Annotated in this window: 17 protein-coding genes and 1 tRNA gene; 7 read left to right on the forward strand and 11 right to left on the reverse strand. The window is 64.7% G+C overall.

Annotated elements, in window-relative coordinates; all coding sequences use genetic code 11:
- Positions 1-81: 81 nt before the first annotated feature.
- Entirely contained in the window at positions 82-1,812 is a 1,731-nt protein-coding gene (locus I6F37_RS03040; RefSeq protein ID WP_057029674.1) for a methyl-accepting chemotaxis protein, read from the reverse strand.
- Positions 1,813-1,970: 158 nt separating this feature from the next.
- Between I6F37_RS03040 and I6F37_RS03045 the strand changes: the two genes are divergently transcribed.
- Both I6F37_RS03045 and I6F37_RS03050 read left to right on the forward strand, forming a co-directional pair.
- Positions 1,971-3,362 carry a deoxyribodipyrimidine photo-lyase gene (locus I6F37_RS03045; RefSeq protein WP_249795204.1) on the forward strand — a complete coding sequence of 464 codons (1,392 nt, stop codon included), beginning with the start codon at positions 1,971-1,973 and terminating at the stop codon, positions 3,360-3,362.
- A gap of 66 nt (positions 3,363-3,428) precedes the next feature.
- Entirely contained in the window at positions 3,429-3,722 is a 294-nt protein-coding gene (locus I6F37_RS03050; protein WP_036011186.1) for a hypothetical protein, read from the forward strand.
- A 116-nt stretch (positions 3,723-3,838) separates the two neighbouring features.
- Here the strand turns inward: I6F37_RS03050 and I6F37_RS03055 are convergent, their stop codons facing one another.
- Together I6F37_RS03055 and I6F37_RS03060 are read right to left on the reverse strand one after the other, a co-directional pair.
- Positions 3,839-4,711 (reverse strand): DMT family transporter, encoded by an 873-nt coding sequence (locus tag I6F37_RS03055; RefSeq protein ID WP_036011183.1) that lies wholly within the window; start codon positions 4,709-4,711, stop codon positions 3,839-3,841.
- Positions 4,712-4,810: 99 nt separating this feature from the next.
- The gene (locus I6F37_RS03060; RefSeq protein ID WP_036011182.1) at positions 4,811-5,257 is read right to left on the reverse strand and encodes a hypothetical protein; all 447 of its coding nucleotides are present in this window, start codon (positions 5,255-5,257) and stop codon (positions 4,811-4,813) included.
- A gap of 299 nt (positions 5,258-5,556) precedes the next feature.
- Here I6F37_RS03060 and I6F37_RS03065 point away from each other — a divergent pair, with 299 nt between their 5' ends.
- Positions 5,557-5,820 carry a hypothetical protein gene (locus I6F37_RS03065; RefSeq protein WP_225113203.1) on the forward strand — a complete coding sequence of 88 codons (264 nt, stop codon included), beginning with the start codon at positions 5,557-5,559 and terminating at the stop codon, positions 5,818-5,820.
- Between the two features lie 27 nt (positions 5,821-5,847).
- Here the strand turns inward: I6F37_RS03065 and I6F37_RS03070 are convergent, their stop codons facing one another.
- Both I6F37_RS03070 and I6F37_RS03075 read right to left on the reverse strand, forming a co-directional pair.
- Positions 5,848-6,309, reverse strand: a complete 462-nt coding sequence (locus I6F37_RS03070; RefSeq protein ID WP_036011176.1) for a host attachment protein — start codon at positions 6,307-6,309, stop codon at positions 5,848-5,850.
- Positions 6,310-6,347: 38 nt separating this feature from the next.
- Complete coding sequence (locus I6F37_RS03075; RefSeq protein WP_036011173.1) at positions 6,348-6,758, reverse strand: DUF3775 domain-containing protein; 411 nt, start codon at positions 6,756-6,758, stop codon at positions 6,348-6,350.
- Positions 6,759-7,012: 254 nt separating this feature from the next.
- Between I6F37_RS03075 and I6F37_RS03080 the strand changes: the two genes are divergently transcribed.
- Both I6F37_RS03080 and I6F37_RS03085 read left to right on the forward strand, forming a co-directional pair.
- Positions 7,013-7,297, forward strand: a complete 285-nt coding sequence (locus I6F37_RS03080; protein WP_036011170.1) for a hypothetical protein — start codon at positions 7,013-7,015, stop codon at positions 7,295-7,297.
- A gap of 325 nt (positions 7,298-7,622) precedes the next feature.
- Entirely contained in the window at positions 7,623-8,585 is a 963-nt protein-coding gene (locus I6F37_RS03085) for an AraC family transcriptional regulator (RefSeq protein ID WP_036011167.1), read from the forward strand.
- Positions 8,586-8,658: 73 nt separating this feature from the next.
- Here I6F37_RS03085 and I6F37_RS03090 read toward each other — a convergent pair.
- From I6F37_RS03090 to I6F37_RS03100, 3 genes are all read right to left on the reverse strand, one after another.
- A tRNA-Arg gene (locus tag I6F37_RS03090) sits at positions 8,659-8,735 on the reverse strand.
- A 149-nt stretch (positions 8,736-8,884) separates the two neighbouring features.
- A complete protein-coding gene (locus I6F37_RS03095; protein ID WP_036011164.1) occupies positions 8,885-9,403 on the reverse strand; it encodes a hypothetical protein in 519 nt (172 codons plus the stop codon).
- 161 nt (positions 9,404-9,564) lie between these two features.
- The gene (locus I6F37_RS03100; protein ID WP_036011161.1) at positions 9,565-10,137 is read right to left on the reverse strand and encodes a hypothetical protein; all 573 of its coding nucleotides are present in this window, start codon (positions 10,135-10,137) and stop codon (positions 9,565-9,567) included.
- Between the two features lie 181 nt (positions 10,138-10,318).
- Between I6F37_RS03100 and I6F37_RS03105 the strand changes: the two genes are divergently transcribed.
- Positions 10,319-10,705: a VOC family protein gene (locus I6F37_RS03105; protein ID WP_036011159.1), complete on the forward strand. Its 387-nt coding sequence runs from the start codon at positions 10,319-10,321 to the stop codon at positions 10,703-10,705.
- Positions 10,706-10,763: 58 nt separating this feature from the next.
- Here I6F37_RS03105 and I6F37_RS03110 read toward each other — a convergent pair whose 3' ends face one another.
- Positions 10,764-11,261 (reverse strand): hypothetical protein, encoded by a 498-nt coding sequence (locus tag I6F37_RS03110; RefSeq protein ID WP_225142820.1) that lies wholly within the window; start codon positions 11,259-11,261, stop codon positions 10,764-10,766.
- A gap of 256 nt (positions 11,262-11,517) precedes the next feature.
- On the opposite strand from I6F37_RS03110, the gene I6F37_RS03115 reads away from it, so the two are divergent.
- Positions 11,518-11,871, forward strand: a complete 354-nt coding sequence (locus I6F37_RS03115; RefSeq protein WP_225150213.1) for a GrlR family regulatory protein — start codon at positions 11,518-11,520, stop codon at positions 11,869-11,871.
- Here the strand turns inward: I6F37_RS03115 and I6F37_RS03120 are convergent, their stop codons facing one another.
- On the reverse strand, positions 11,872-14,559 hold the full coding sequence (locus I6F37_RS03120) for a PAS domain S-box protein (RefSeq protein ID WP_036027531.1): 2,688 nt from the start codon (positions 14,557-14,559) through the stop codon (positions 11,872-11,874). It abuts the gene before it with no gap.
- Positions 14,560-14,746: 187 nt separating this feature from the next.
- Positions 14,747-15,541, reverse strand: a complete 795-nt coding sequence (locus tag I6F37_RS03125) for an NUDIX domain-containing protein (RefSeq protein WP_225124931.1) — start codon at positions 15,539-15,541, stop codon at positions 14,747-14,749.
- Between the last annotated feature and the right edge of the window lie 4 nt (positions 15,542-15,545).

Genomic DNA, 15,545 nt, shown 5'->3' on the forward strand with positions numbered 1-15,545 from the left:
GGGCGATGCGTCAGCATCGAACCCGAGATCTCGAGATCCCGGGGCTGGTCCTTCGGACCATCCCGGGATGATGACCCAGAATCACGCCGCGTGCACGCGGTCGAGGAAGCTCTCGACCTCGGCCTTCAGATGCAGGCTCTCGCCCGACAGCGCCTGGGCGGAAGCAAACATGCGGCTCGACGTTTCGCCCGTCTCGCTGGCGCCCTTGGCGGCGTGACGGACATTGACCGCGACATCGGCCGTGCCTGACACCGCGGCGCGCACGCTGGCCACGATGTTGTGCGTCGCGCTTTTCTGTTGCTCGACCGCCGCCGAGATCGAGCCTGCGATGCCGCTGATGCGCTCGATGGTCTGGCTGATCGCCTTGATGGCTGCGACCGATTCCTCGGTCGCAAGCTGCATGCTCTCGATCTGGTTCGAGATTTCGTCGGTCGCCTTCGCGGTCTGGCCGGCGAGCGTCTTGACCTCCTGAGCCACCACCGCGAAGCCGCGGCCGGCATCGCCCGCGCGTGCAGCCTCGATGGTCGCATTCAGCGCCAGCAGATTGGTCTGCTCGGCGATCGAGGTGATCAGCTTGACGACGTCGCCGATGCGCGAGCCGGCCTCCGAGAGCTGCGCGATGCGCTGGTCCGTCGCTTCGGCCTGCCGCACCGCCTCGGCGGAGATCTCGTTCGATTCCTGCACCCGGCGGGTGATCTCGGAGATGGATTGAGACAGCTCGTCGGAAGCGGACGCCGCCGAACGCACATGCTCGGAGGCGCTTTCGGAAGCTCCCGCCGACTGCGCCGACAGATCTGCCGTGGAGCGCGCGGCGTCGGTGAGTTGTCGCGCGGCGCGCTCGAACTCGCCGGACGATGCCAGCACTTTGTCGAGAATGCCGCCGACGCTGCCGCGGAACCCCTCGACGAAGTTGCGCAGCTCGGCCTTGCGCTGCTCGGCTGCGGCAGCGGTTGCCGCTGCCTGCTCAGTGCGCAGGCGCGCCCGCTCCTGCGAGTTGCTCTTGAACACCGCGACCGTGCGGGCGATTTCGCCGATCTCGTCGGCACGGTCCTCGCATTCGATCGCGACGTCGCTCTGACCGTTGGCAAGCGCGGTGAGCGAATGCGTCACCGAGGTCAGGGGCCGGGTGATGCGCCGGACGACCAGCAGGGTCAGGACCAGCACCAGAAGCGCGGCAAGCCCGGCAGCGGCCGCCATGCTCTCCATCGCCTGGGACAGCATGCCCTCGAACTGCACCATGGGGATGCCGACATAGAGAATGCCGGCGACCTTGCCGGTGCCATCGGCGATCGGGAAATAGGCGGTCATGAACGTCTTGCCGAACAGCGTGGCCGGCCCCTTATAGGCCTCGCCACGGCGCAGCGGGGCCTGCCCCGGATGATCGGCGGCCAGCTGGGTCCCGACGGCGCGGTCGCCGTTTTCCTTTTTCACGTTGGTCGAGCGGCGGATGAACTGTCCGCTCGCCGCGTCGAACACGAACAGGGTCGCGTTGCCGCCGACATAGGACACCGCCCGGTCGACGATGGCGTGATCCCTGAAGTCGGGCATTTTGGGGATCTCGGCGCGGACCACCGCGCCGTCTCGGATCGTGATCTTGGCTTCGGGAACGGTCTCCGCAAAGGCCAGCCCCAGCGTGCGCAGATTGACCTCGATGTCGCGCAGGGCGCGGTCATTGAAGGCGGATGTCAGTGACCAATAGCCGGCGCCGACCACGAGCGCCGTGTTCATTGCGATCAGCAGCACCGCGCACAGGACCGCTTTGGTGCCGAGCTTGAACCGCGGCAGGAACTTCGCCGTTAGAAGATTGGACATGGATGGAATGACCCCCGTAATTCCTGCATATTGGTGCAATTGACTTACAGCCGCATTAACGACGGGTTCCCACCGCCGCACGCCGTACGGTTTCCAATTGGTAAACGAGGCCTTCCCTGACCCCGCCCGTCATCGTCTGGTTTCGCGACGATCTCCGCCTGTCCGACCACCCCGCCCTCCACGCCGCCGCCAAGTCCGGAGCGCCGGTGCTTTGCCTCTACGTACTGGACGAGGCGGCGGGGCGAGCGCCGGGCGGCGCGGCACGCTGGTGGCTGGCGCAGTCGCTGCGGGCGCTCGGAGCCGAGATCGCCGCGCGCGGCGGCTCGCTCGTCCTGCGCAGAGGACCGGCGGCCAAGGTGATCCCTGAGGTGGTGCGACAGAGCGGTGCCCGCGCCGTCTACTGGAACGAGATCGCGCAGGCGCCGCATCAGGCGGTTGAGCGACAGCTCCAAGCGGCCCTTGCGAAGCTCGGCATGCACGCGCAAAGCTTTCCGGGCGACTTGCTGGTCCCGCCCGCGGCGATCCGCACCAAGGACGGCCGGGGCCTGCGCGTGTTCACCCCGTTCTGGCGCCGCGTACTGGCCCTCGGCGACCCGCCAAAGCCCCTGCCCGCGCCGAAGGAGCTGCGCCCTGCACCGAGCATCGCAAGCGATCGACTGGAGAGCTGGACGCTCGAGCCTACCACGCCCGATTGGGCGGGCGGCCTGCGCGAGGCATGGACCCCCGGTGCCGCCTCTGCCCATCTGCGCCTGCGCGACTTCCTCAAGCACACTGTTCGAATGTATGTGGGCGACCGCGACCGTCCGGACCGAGAGGGCACCTCACGGCTGTCGCCGCATCTGCGCTTCGGCGAGCTCAGCCCGCGTCAGTTCTGGCACGCCGCCCGGTTTGCCGCGGCGGAAGATCCAGCACTCGGGCAGGGTGTGGATAAATTCCTGAGCGAGCTCGGCTGGCGCGAATTCTGCCGCCACCTGCTCCACGATCATCCCCAGCTCGCCACCCAAAACCTGCAGACGAACTTCGATGGCTTCCCTTGGCAGCCCGACAAAGAAGCGCTCGCCGCCTGGCAGCGCGGGCGCACCGGATACCCCATCGTCGATGCCGGCCTGCGCGAGCTCTGGCACACCGGCGTGATGCACAACCGGGTGCGGATGGTGGTGGCCTCCTTCCTGGTCAAGCACCTCCTGATCGACTGGCGCGAGGGCGAGGCCTGGTTCTGGGACACGCTGGTCGACGCGGACGCCGGCAGCAATCCTGCCAACTGGCAATGGGTCGCCGGCTGCGGTGCCGACGCTGCGCCCTATTTCCGCATATTCAATCCGCAGCTCCAGGGCGAGAAGTTCGATCCTGATGGAGCCTATGTTCGACGCTGGGTTCCGGAGCTGAAGGCCCTGCCCGCCAAGCTGATCCACCGGCCCTGGCAGGCAACGCCGATCGAGCTTGCGAGCGCGGGCATCACGATCGGCAAGACCTATCCGCAACCGATCGTCGATCATGCCAGGGCACGCGAACGCGCGCTCGCCGCCTACGCAAAGATCCGCAAAGGTTGAGCGTCGCTTTGACACAATTTCGAAACCCGCTATCGTCATCGCTCCATACAAACCGTGGGGGACGATATGGACGACGAGAAGCCGATCACCGAACAGGCGATGGAGACGATCACCACTGCCGTGGAAACGACCAAGGACGCGGCAGTCACCGCAGTCAAGCAGGTGAAGAAAGCCGCCAAGAAGGTCGCGAAGAAAGTAGCGCCGAAGAAGGCGGCCAAGAAGAAAGCCAAGAAGGCTGCGAAGAAGACGACGAAGAAGGCCGCAAAGAAGTCGTCCAAGAAGGCCGCGAAAAAGTCTGCGAAAAAGGCGACCAAGAAAGCCGGCAAGTCGAAGAAGAAGGCCAAGAAGGCCAAGCGCTGATCGCACCGGAAGACGTCTCCGGGTGCGGGCGCGCCCGGAGACAGCCCGCATCTATCCTCGCCGCTTGCTCGGCGTTGAAGCACTTCCGCGTTTCCGGCGAGCCGAACTGCGTGCCGTCAGGACCGCCAATTGACCACAAAGACCGCCGCGGCGCAGAGCGCCATGCCAGCAATGGCAATCGCATCCAGCTTTTCTCCGAACAGCAGATAGGCCATCAGGGCCGTGACGGCCGGAACCAAATAGAACAGGCTCGCGACCGAGGTCGCCGCGGCGTGGCGGATCAGCCAGTACAACAGCCCGATCGATCCGATCGAGAGCGCGACCGCGAGCCAGGCGAGCGCAAGCACAAACTCCCGCGTCCAGTGCACCACGCGATCCTCGAACAGGAAGGCGCCGACCGCGAAGAAGATGGTGACCGCCACGTACTGCACGAGATTGCCGGCGCGCCAGTCGATGTGATTGCAATAGCGGCGCTGATAGAGCGTGCCGAGCGTGATGCTGACCAGCGAGACCACCGAGGCGAGCCAGCCGAGCCCGGCTTCACCGGTCATCGGACGGTTGTGCAGGATCAGCACCACCCCACCGAGGCCGAGCACGAGCCCGGCCCATTGCAGCGGCGTGACCCGTTCGCCGAGCCAGCGATTGGCGATGGTCGAGGTCAGGATCGGCTGCAGACCTGGAATCAGCGCCGACAGGCCGGCCGGAATCGAATGCGCGATCGCAATCGCGGTGCCGCCGAGATAGAAGCCGTGGACGAGGATGCCGGCGACCGCGCTGTGCGCGATGCCGGCGCTATCAGGCCATTTCGGCCGGGCGATTCCCGCGATGATTGCCATCAGCCCGACCACGATCGCCATGCGGATGGCGAGATAGGTCAGGGGATCGGCATTGTTGACGACGTATTTGGTCCCAATGAATCCGGTGCTCCAGAGCAGCACGAACAGGATCGGCGCGGCGCGGGCGGCCAGGGTTTCTTGATTATGGTTCATTGCCGCCCTCATTGCCCGACCCTCGGCCATGCGGCAATGCGAATTTCGTGGTAACGATATGCTGCGCTGCGACGGAGGATCGCGGTCCGTCTCAGCCGCTCACCATTCGTCCGGGCAGGGATTGACGATCTTCCAGAGCTCGACCCCGTTCTTGATCTTCTTCATGTCCGTGGTGAGCCCGCCATTGCGGCGAATCCAGTCCTTCACCGTGTCGGGGTAGTAGGACATGAGATCGGAGGTACCCTCAGCGCTGGTGACCTTGATGCCGAAGGTGAACGCCTTGTCGTAATAGGCCTGGTGGAAGCCGAGGCTCGCGCGCGGCGTCACGCAGATCTTGTTCATCGGCACGATGCCGAGCACGAGCGTGCAGGCCGAATTGCAGATGCCGTCGATGATGACCCGCTCGCCCTTTTCGCGCACCCGCTTGTACTTGGCCTTGTACTCCTCGACATAGCCGCCGTGGTCGCGCGTGATGTGCAGCTCGGCGCGCGCGGGCGTGGCGGCGGCGAGGCAGAGCAACAGCAGACTCGGAAGCGTGATGCGCATGGCGAGATGACGGCGAAGGCCTTCAGGAATGTACCGGACTCGAGGGGCCGGCAAATGCCCCCCGGGGCCGGCGGCAGAATTCTTAACCGAATAGTCTTTGGTCATACTTGTGTGGGGAATTCGTTAAGCATCCCGAAAAGGCCAAAAATGGGCAGCTTTGGCCGCATCTCCGGCAATTCTGTCACACCCACCCGGAAATCTGCGGGATTGGCATTGATTTCGGGCCTCCGGAGCGATGCTTGGCCGCTCGAAATTGCTATAACAGGCTGACCCGTTCGAGCAGGTTCCGGAGAATCGAGATGAGCAAGTTGACTCGTGTCGCCGCGGTTGCGGCCCTGACGGCTGCGGTCCTGGCCCCCGCCCTCGCGGAGGCGAACGGCCGCCACCGGTACCACCGCTCCTACGCGAGCCCGCTGCCCTACCCGATCAGCTACCTGCACAATTACGGCCCGGGTATCACCCCCGGCACCTTCGCCTACTATGACGGCCCGGCGACCAACCACTGCTACCGCAGCGCGGCCGCTTATATTGGTCAGGATGGCCGGCGGCACCCCTGCTACTGAGGCGCCGCGGCGGCTGCGACTCCTCTGTTATTTGGCGGCGCCCGACCGCAGCAATTGCTTCTCGATCTCGTAGACCGGCAGCTTGACGAGGTCCTTGCCGACCTCCCCCTGAAGCGCCTTGCGCAGCCCGTCCGAATAATCGGCGCGGATCATGCCGAGCGCACGTGGCGAGGCCACCATGGTCAGGGCCGTCGTCTCACCGGAGCTGACGGCGGCATCGAGCCGGCCGGCTAGGCTCCGCAGAAAGGCGCGCTCGGCCTCGTCGTGCCAATCGGTCTGCTCGACCGAGCTGCGTGCGCCGCCGACCGCGCCATGCAACCGGCCCGGCGCGTCGGCCCCCTGAGCGGCGGTCGCGGGATTGGGCTGCTCGTGCACCTCCCTGGTGTGGAGGTTCGGAAACATCTCGTCGCCGAGGTTTTCCAGAATGAGCGCCTTGCGCCCGTCGCACACGACCAGCCAGTCACCCTTGTCCATTCTCATCTTGTCCATCGCAACTTCTCCTTCACTTGCATACGCCGCATCCGGCATCAGAGCTGTTCTTCGAATTCCTCGAAGGACTTGCCGAATTGCGTCATCGCCTCCTCCAGATAGTCGGCGAGCATTGGCGTACCGATCAGGTAGGAGGCGGTACGCTGGTTGTGCGCCTGGGCGGCCTGGGCGCGCAGTTGACGCCAATCAGAGAGATCACCGTCACCGCGGCCAAGCCAGGTCAGCGCCACGAGATCGATCTGCTCGTCAACATTGAGAGCGCGGATGAAGCCCGCGAGCTCCGCACGGTCGGTGCTTTCGCCGCGTCCACCGCGGCCGTAGCTCATGTCGTCGTCGCCGAAGTCCAGGACGACGCCACCCCCGCCCGCTTCGCTGTCGGACCGGCGCGATTTCGAGATGACGAAGAACACCTTCTCCGGCGAGATCGACAGATCTGGAATGACTCGCATTCAGCTCACCTTGCCCGGCAGCAGGCACCACGCCGCTGCCATGACGGCGACAGTAAGAGCCAAGGCAAACTTGCGAATTGCGCAGGATCAAGTTCAAGTCACGACATGGCCTGCCCGGCCTGCGGCCCGCTGCCGAGCCGCGACATAAGGGGCAGCTCGCCGAAGGTCTGTTCATCTGTATTACATTTCGGTTCGGCCACAATTTGATCAGAACAACCTCGATATCCTGCATCGCGTAAGCGGAGGAAGACATCATGAACCTCAAGACTGGCCGAATGGCCGCGATCCTGTTCGGCGCCCTCGTTGCATCGTCGACGGCATCCGCCATGCCCATCGCGCCTGCACCTGCGACACCGCAGGTCTCCGGCGTCGAGCAGGTCCGCATGGTCTGCGACGCCTGGGGACGGTGCTGGTGGCGGCCGAACTATTATGGCTACTACTACAGGCCGCGGCCATATTATTACGGCCCGCGGTACTATGGGCCGCCGCGCTATTACGGGCCGCGCCATTATGGGTACTACGGCTATCGCCGCTGGTGACGTTTGAAGGGGCCTTCGGGCCCCTTCGCTTTTGCGAGATCATGTCTTGCGCAGTGGATCACTGGCCCCAAGCCGTTCATGTTTGATCTAGATCAAAGATGAGATCAGCCGAAAAGGTCACTTATGACGATTTAACCGATCGTGTTTCGGTGCTGTCAACATGAAGGTGCAGAGCGTTGAGAAACGGCGATGATCCAACGTACCTCATGGCATGATGTCCGCAATACTACGGCCCTGAAATTCGGTTTACTGAAACTCGATGCTTCGCCATTGATGATGCAGCGATGTTCCTTTGATTGTCTCATTTCAGCGGCCGGCCAGAATCATGTTGTTCGACGACCTCGCTCCCTCCTCTGCCCTTCAACTGATCGGCTTCTCCGATGTCGATGCGTTTCGGCCGATTGAGACGATGGAGGATGCGAGGAGCATTCCGCTCGACATCCCGAACTTCGCGGCGGCCCGAGCCATCGTCTCCCTGCCGGCGTGCCGCATCATCGTGATGAGATCGTTCGCGCGGATCCTAGATACCGCTTATCGCATGCCGAGCGGGATGGTGATCCTGTCGATGAGCGACGATCTTCAGGTCAACTTCAAAGGTGTGGATCTCGACGCCCGCTTCTTCGCTGCCCTCCACGGCAACGATGAGTGCCATTTCGTCGAGCCCCGGACCAATCATCACGCCATGATCATCTTCTCCCCCGAGCTGAGAGACCGGGGCTGGTTCGACCGCGCCGACCATTTGCGCGCCCATGTCGCGAACCGGCCCGCCCTGCTCCACACCCGACAGCTCCTGCTCGATATCCTGCGCACCGCGTCAGTGCAGCCAGACCTGTTCGAGACGACCGAGGTTGCGGCCCATCTGCAGGAAGGCCTGCTGCTCGCGCTCGACGATTTGTTTCGAATCGATTCGACGTCGGATCGGAGCACCTCGGTCCACAGCGAGCGGGCGATCAAGCTCGTGCAGCGCATCGACGACTACGTCGCTACCTATCCGACCGCGCCGATCTATACAGCCGATCTCGCCCGCGAGTTCGACGTCTCGATCCGTACGCTCGGCGGCGCCGTCAGCAAGGTGCGGGGCATGAGCCTGCACCAGTACATTCGCCTGAAGAGGCTGTGGGCGACCCGCGCCCGCCTCCTCAAGGGCGGCGTCACCGTGGCCACCTGCGCACGTGCCCAAGGCTTCCATCATCTCGGCGAATTTGCCGCAGCCTACCGCGCGATCTTCCACGAGGCGCCCTCCGACACGCTGGCACGCGGCCGGCAAAGCGGTGTCCCGGCAGGCTGATGGACGCCGCAGGCCCTCGCGGCGGTGACCCGGCATCCTCGCCGCTTTAGAACATATATGGAACAAAGAGGACTGGCGCGCTCGGAAGGATTCGAACCTCCGACCCTCGGAATCGAAATCCGATGCTCTATCCAGCTGAGCTACGAGCGCCCTGGCCCGAGTAGCGGGCCACCGAGATCCGCCCGCCGGCACTGGCGAGCAGCCAGTACACCCGACGGCGGTCGGATTGGTTCGAATTAGCAGAGAGGCCGGCCAATAAAAAGCCCTTCCCACCTCGATCGAGGCAGCCGAAGGCGCTGTTACCAGGTCGTGTTGAAGAGGCCGAAATGCGGCTGCTGAGCGACCAGCATCATGGGGCGGCCCGGCTGATGCGCCGGTTGCGTCCTGACGATCTTACGCTTGGGCTGAGCCTGGACAGGAGACGCTTGGGCCTGGAACGTCTGGGGCTGGCCCGCGTCGGACTTCCTCGCTGCGGCGGTCCCGGCCCTCGGCTCTGGCGTGAACTGGGCGAAGGTCTCGCGCACCCGCGTCTTGGCAGACATCTCGGCCAAAGCCGGCGACAGGCTCTCCTGTACCGGTGGCTGGGGAGCCGCAACTGCGGCAGTCTGAACCGCGGGTGCGACAATCGTCGGCTGGCTGGTGTCGAGGACGACGCGCTCAGGCAGATGGCGGTCGGACCGGATTCGGATCAGCGGCTGGTCGTTGCTTGCGGTCGCGACGGCCTGCGCTACGGGCGCCGCCGGGAAAACGAAATCCGCCGCGAACAGCAGTGTGAGCAAAGCTCCACCGACAAAGATGAAATACCTAAAGATGGGCATTGGCCGCGCTCCGCCCCCCGCATCCCCGCGTGGGCTCTGCTCGCCTCAACAGGCGATCTTCCAATTGGTTCCTGGCCCAGCCGTTCGGTTCAAATGGTGATGCATAGTTTTCGGCCAAGGACCGCAGAAGGTAACTTTTCAGCTACCGGGACAAGTCGCCTTCAAGCACGGCGTGCTGCAACCGGGGAACATTTTGCCTGATCGGCATTCACGTTAACGAAGCCGATCGGGATACGCACAAAGGTCTTGCGGCTCTTCATGCTGACCGGATCCGCCAGCACGCGGCTGCGGTCGGTCAGATGACTTCCATCGCGCCGCGTGAAGGCGCAGACGATCTCGACATCCTTTACGGCATAGTCGTTGTCGTTTCGCAGCGTGAACGTCACCAGGGCTTTGGAGCCGAGGCCGCCGCGACGCCAGGTCTGTGATGAAATCCTGAGACGACCAAGTTCTGCTGTCGCCGGCACCTGAGCTTCGGACACTGGCGAGGCTACTTTGGACGCATCGCCGGAGGGAGGCGCTTCAACAGCCGCCAGCTCAGGCCTCACCGGCTCAGCACTGTTGCCCTTGGAGAGAGGTAGCAGCATCCAAATGCCGCAACCGACGATGATTGCCGCCAGCAGCCATAGAAGGCTTCGGCCAAATGAGACGCTCGCAATCGTCACCGCCCGCGCCAGTCGTTCGCCGGTGCCGGCCAAGCGCCCCAATCCGAGTCGGTCGAGCCTCGCATTCATGGTTGCACACCGATCGCGACCGCAGCACCATCGAAGATGGATTTAGTCACAGCTTACCTTAATTCGGGCGACGAACTAAGGTTCCCCCAACGTCATGCGAGTCGGCAACGGCGGTGATGGCCACCGGCGATACTGCTAGCATGCGCCATAGCATCGAAAAGACCCGTTGGGAGATTATGAAATGCCGTTCGCCGTCGCTTGGGATCACGTCCATCTGCGCAGCCCCGATCCGGAGGCCACCGCGGCCTGGCTGCAGGACATCCTTGGTGGCGAGATCGTGCGCGCGCCGGGACGAATCGACGTGAACCTCGGCGGAGCCAGGATCTTCATCGCGCCACTCGAGGGCGACAGCGCCGTCAGCCCGCCACCTCCGCACCCGCATCAGGGCCTCGACCATTTCGGCTTGACGGTGAAGGACATCGACGCGGTCGCCGCCGAGATCAAGGCCAAGGGTGTCACGTTCACGCGCGAGCCGACGACCATTCGTCCCGGCGTACGCATCTGCTTCATCCGCGGGCCCGAAGGCATCTCGATCGAGCTGCTCGAGCGCGACAAGAAATATACCTGACGCGACGGGGCGCCCCGCCGTCCAGGCACCGAGCCGGCGACGACGTCACGCCCGAAGGCTAAGTCATGCTACCGGGCATAAAGCAGCGGATGGTGACACCCATGTAGCCGTAGATCGGCCAGACCATGGTGCGTCCCACCCGGTTCGGCTCCGAGATCACGGCCTCCGCGGGCACGTCGACCCAGACGAGCTCCTGCTGCTGGCCATCGAGCGCATAGCCATAGCGCGGGACGCGGACGCGATAATGCCCGTCCTTGCTGTCCCAGTCGGAGTCCGAGAGCGCCGAACCGTCGGCATCGGAACAGCAGGGCCCCTTGCCGCTGCGCAGACTGTCGAACCAAGCCTTCAATTCGGGATTGGTGTTGGCGAACTGCCCGCGGTCGCGCGCGTGCCCCGAGGGGGCTGCGAGCGCGATCAAAGCCAACGCGGGCGCCAGCCTCGTGAGGTTTGCCCGGCGTATCGCATCGCCAATCCGCCGTTGTTCGCTTTTGCAATTCGTGGGACGCGCACCGTACAGACGCGGCTCATCGCCGCCGGAATCGATCCAGTTGGTCACGTTCGTCTTGCTCCAGCACCCCGCGGCCAGTGCAACAATGGTTATGCATTTCGCGGGCCAACTCTGATTCGCAACGTCGGGCCTCGCCTCACCATCAGAGCGTCACGACGGTGTCATGGACAAGCCGGAACAACTACGGCTCGCAGGCCGCCGCGACCGGCCCGGCAAACTGCCTCGTTGCGCGCAGGGATGGGCTTTGGCATAAAAGCGGGACCGGTTGCGCCATTGGGCGATGGCGGCCGGCCTACGGGACGTTATGAAAAACGGCCTCTATTCAATTCACGTCACCCTGCTCGATGGTCGAGTCGGCAAGGGCAGCGGCGTGATTCTCTTCCGCGACGGCCAGATTCTCGGCGGCGATGCCTACCTCTATTACACCGGCAGCTACACGGTGAAGGACAACAACAGCTTCAAGGGCGAGGTGTTGGTGCAACGGCACACCTCGCCTCGAGGCGATGACAATCCGCTGTTCGGCGGCCCTGCCCCGGTCGGCATCGGCGTCACCGGCACGTTCACGGACACGCGCGGACAGATGACCGGCACCGCGCTGGTCGGCAAGGCCAGCCAGATCTTCAGCGCGACGCTGCACAAGCTTGCAGACGTCGATTAGCTATTCCGCGGCCTGTTCGAGCGGCGCCACACGCGGCAGGATCATCTGGATGCGCGTACCGCCACCCGGTTCGGAATCGAGATCGAGCCGGCCACCGAGCCGGTTGGTAACGATGCTGTAGACGATGTGCAGCCCGAGGCCGGTGCCGCCCTGGTCGCGCCGCGTGGTGAAAAACGGATCGAAGGCGCGGCGACGGACGTCGAGCGACATCCCGCAGCCATTGTCGGAGAAGATGATCTCGACGTTGTCCTTGCCGGACTCGCGCACCTGGATCTCGATCGTCCCGGGCCGGCCGTCCGGGAAGGCGTGCGCCACCGAGTTCAGAAACAGATTGGTCAGCACCTGGCCGTAGGGGCCGGGATAGCTGTTCATGGTCAGGTCCGGCTGACACTCGACGTTGAGCGTCAGATTGTGCTTACGCAGGCCCGGCCGCAGGCTCATCACCACCTGCTCGGTGAGGTCGCCGAGATCGAAAGTACGCTGATCCGAATAGTTGCGGTCGGCGGCGACCTGCTTGAACGACTGGATCAGCTCGGCGGCGCGGTTGAGGTTGGAGACGAGCTGCGAGGACGCATCGCGGCTGGTACTGAGGAAATCGTTGAGCGTGGAGCGGCGCAGCTCGCCGCGCTCGACTTCGGCGGTGAACATGGCGGTCTTGCGCTCCAGCGCGGAGGCGACGGTGAGACTGATGCCGACGGGATTGTTGACCTCGTGGGCGACGCCGGCGACGAGGCGCCCGAGCGCGGCCAGCTTCTCGGCCTCGATCAGGGAGGCCTGGGTCTCGCGGAGATTGCGCAGCGCGGTTTCGGCGGCTTCCTTGGCCTTGCGCATCTCCTGCTCGCCCCGCTTGCGCTCGCCGATATCGAGCGCAACGGTCACGATCCGCTCGATCTCGCCCTCGGCGTCGAGCAGCGGCAACTTGTTGACCAGCCATTGCCGCATGTTGCCGGAGGCGTCCTGATACTCCTCCTCGTAGAAACCGAGACCTTTTCGAAGCTTGAGCACCCGCTTGTCGCTCTCGTCGGACTTGGATGCGCCGTAGCGCGACATCAGGTCGGCCGTGGTGCGGCCGAGCGCCTCGCCGGGCTCGATGCCGAAGATGCCGGCCATGTAGCGGTTCATCAGCACGTAGCGTAGATTGCGATCCTTGACGTTGATCACCGCCGGCACGGTGTCGATGACCTGCTGGAGCAGGCGCCGGCCTTCGGCGATGGCTTCCTCCGCCCGCTTCTGGTCGGTGATGTCGCGCAGCGTGCCCTCGTAGCGGATGATGTTGCCCGCTTCGTCTCGCACGCCCGTGGCGCTGTCGGAGAGCCAGAGGATGTCGCCGCTGCGCTGGCGCACCTGATACTCGAACTCGCGCACCATGCCGTCGCGCGCCATCAGCCGCTGGTATTCGGCGCGCGCCTCGGGGTGGACGTAGATCGTGTGGGCGATGTCGCTGATGCTGTCGATCAGCTGCTGCGGGCTGTCGTAGCCCATCATGCGCGCCAGCGCGGGATTGGCGTTGAGGAGGTCACCGGCCGGGGTCGTCACGTAGATGCCGTCGATGGAGCCTTCGAACAGTTTTCGATAGCTCTCCTCGGCGAGCCGCTGCTCGGTGAGCGCGCGCACCGCCGCCTCGCGCGCGGTGTCGGCCTCCTCCAGCGCGCGGCGAAACACTTCGGCCGCCCGCGCAATGTCGCCGATCTCGTTGCCAAGGTCGGCGGACGGAATTGAGACATCTTTCCGGCCGGCGGCAAGCGCGCGAATGGATCGCGCGATCTGGGCGAGCGGACGCACCGTCCTGCGAACCACGAACCAGGCAGCGCCGATGCCGATCAGCACGCCGACCGTGCCGAGCACGATGCTCTGCCATCGCGCCTCGGTCAGTGTCCGGGCGAAGTCGCGCGACAGCACGTGACCGCGTCGGGAGCTGACCTCGCGTAGCAATTCGGTGACGCGGCCGATCAGCCGTCCTTCCGTTCCCAGCACCTCGCGATCGATGTCGGCGATCTGCCGCTCGCGGACGGCGACGGCCATGATCGCCTCGGCATAGTCGTTCACCGCCGACTTCAGCTTGGCATCGGCAATATCGAGCCCCCGCATTCCCTGTGCAGCCTGCTCGGCTGCGGACGGGTTGCGCGCGAGCAGCCCGATCGCGATCCGGCCCTGTGCCTCGGACAGGCGGGACGCCAGCTCGCGGTCCGCGGTGCCTTCAACCGCTGCGTCGAATTGTTCGCGCAGCGGCGGCAGTCCGGCGAGCAGCTGGGCGCGGCGGTCGATCAGCGTGGAGATCCGCTCGAGGCCGGAGCGATAGGTTGCGAGCCGCTCGGTGACCCCGTCGAGCATGTCCTGCTGCTCGGGCGCGAGCTCGATGCGGGTCTTCTTCAGGATGTCGCTGAGCGTCGAGGCCGCCTCGCCGACCTGCTGGAACTGGATGCCGGCACCGGGATCTGTGACGAAGTCGCGCGCGGCAAGACGCAGTTCGTTCATGCGGCGATCGATGTCCTCGGCGAGGTCACCGACGCTCTGCAGCCGCTGCAGCTCGGCGAAGGTTGAATCGATGTGCCGGATCGCAATCACGCTCGCAGTCGAGGTGACAATGATCACCGCCAGCACCAACAGGAAGCTACCGAAGGTGAGCTGGCCGATGGAGAGCGAGAAGGTTCGCCTTTTCTCAGGGGGCGGCGTCAATTCGGCGGACATTGGTGGTTTGAGGACCGGACTGCTGGAGGTCCAATATACGACGTATTCCTGCCCGGGGGGAACATGCCTCGGGACGCGGAATATCGTTAATATCAGGACTTGCCGCCCGCTTCAGCTTTACGACAGTTTGACGCTGGCTGCCCCGCGCGCCGGGATTCATCGATACTTCGCCGCCTGTCGAAGTGTGCTAGCCGACGGGGCCGACCTCGAACACCTCGCCGTCATAGCCGGCCTCGCGGGGGATGCGGAGCTGACGGCCGGTTTCGGTTTTGGTCATCACCGGCATCACCGTAACGATCGAGAGGCCGCGGGCGTGCTCCAGCGCCGCGCTCACGCTTCCCTGCTTGGCGAGCCGGATCAGGTTGCGCGTGGTCGGGAACGGCAGCTTGAAGCGGCCGCTCTCTCCGCCCTCCACCGCCTCGCGCGGCGTGATCCAGATCGAATCAGTGGATTCTCGACCGTCATGGGCGCCGAGCTGGTCGGGCGGTGCGGCGGCGAGGAAGAACCAGGTGTCGAAGCGCTTCGGCATGCCCTCCGGCGTGATCCAGTGCGCGTAGGGCACCAGCGTGTCGAGCGCGAGCTGGAGGCCGTTGTCGTCGAGGATCTTCAGGAAGCTGATCTTGTGCTCGTTGAGGGCGACGCGGTGCGCGTCGGCGATCTCGCCAGCGCGGTTGGCATCGACCGGCTGGCCAGTCTGCTTCGACCGCGCCAGCAGGATGCCGCTTTCCTCAAAAGTCTCGCGGATTGCGGCGATCCGAAAACCGCGGTCCGATTCGCTCAGGCCCTCTCCGCCCGAATACAGATCAGCGCGGGCGACGATCTCCTTGTCGCCGGCATCGACGCTGCCGCCGGGAAACACCAGCGCGCCCGAGTTGAACTCGATCTGATGATGGCGGACCATCATGAAGACTTCGATTTCCTTAGTGCCGTCGCGCAGCAGGAGGATCGTCGAGGCCGGGCGTGATGCTGATGTCTCGGCCATGCAA

The organism is Bradyrhizobium sp. NBAIM08 (assembly GCF_020193935.1).
Lineage (GTDB): Bacteria > Pseudomonadota > Alphaproteobacteria > Rhizobiales > Xanthobacteraceae > Bradyrhizobium > Bradyrhizobium yuanmingense.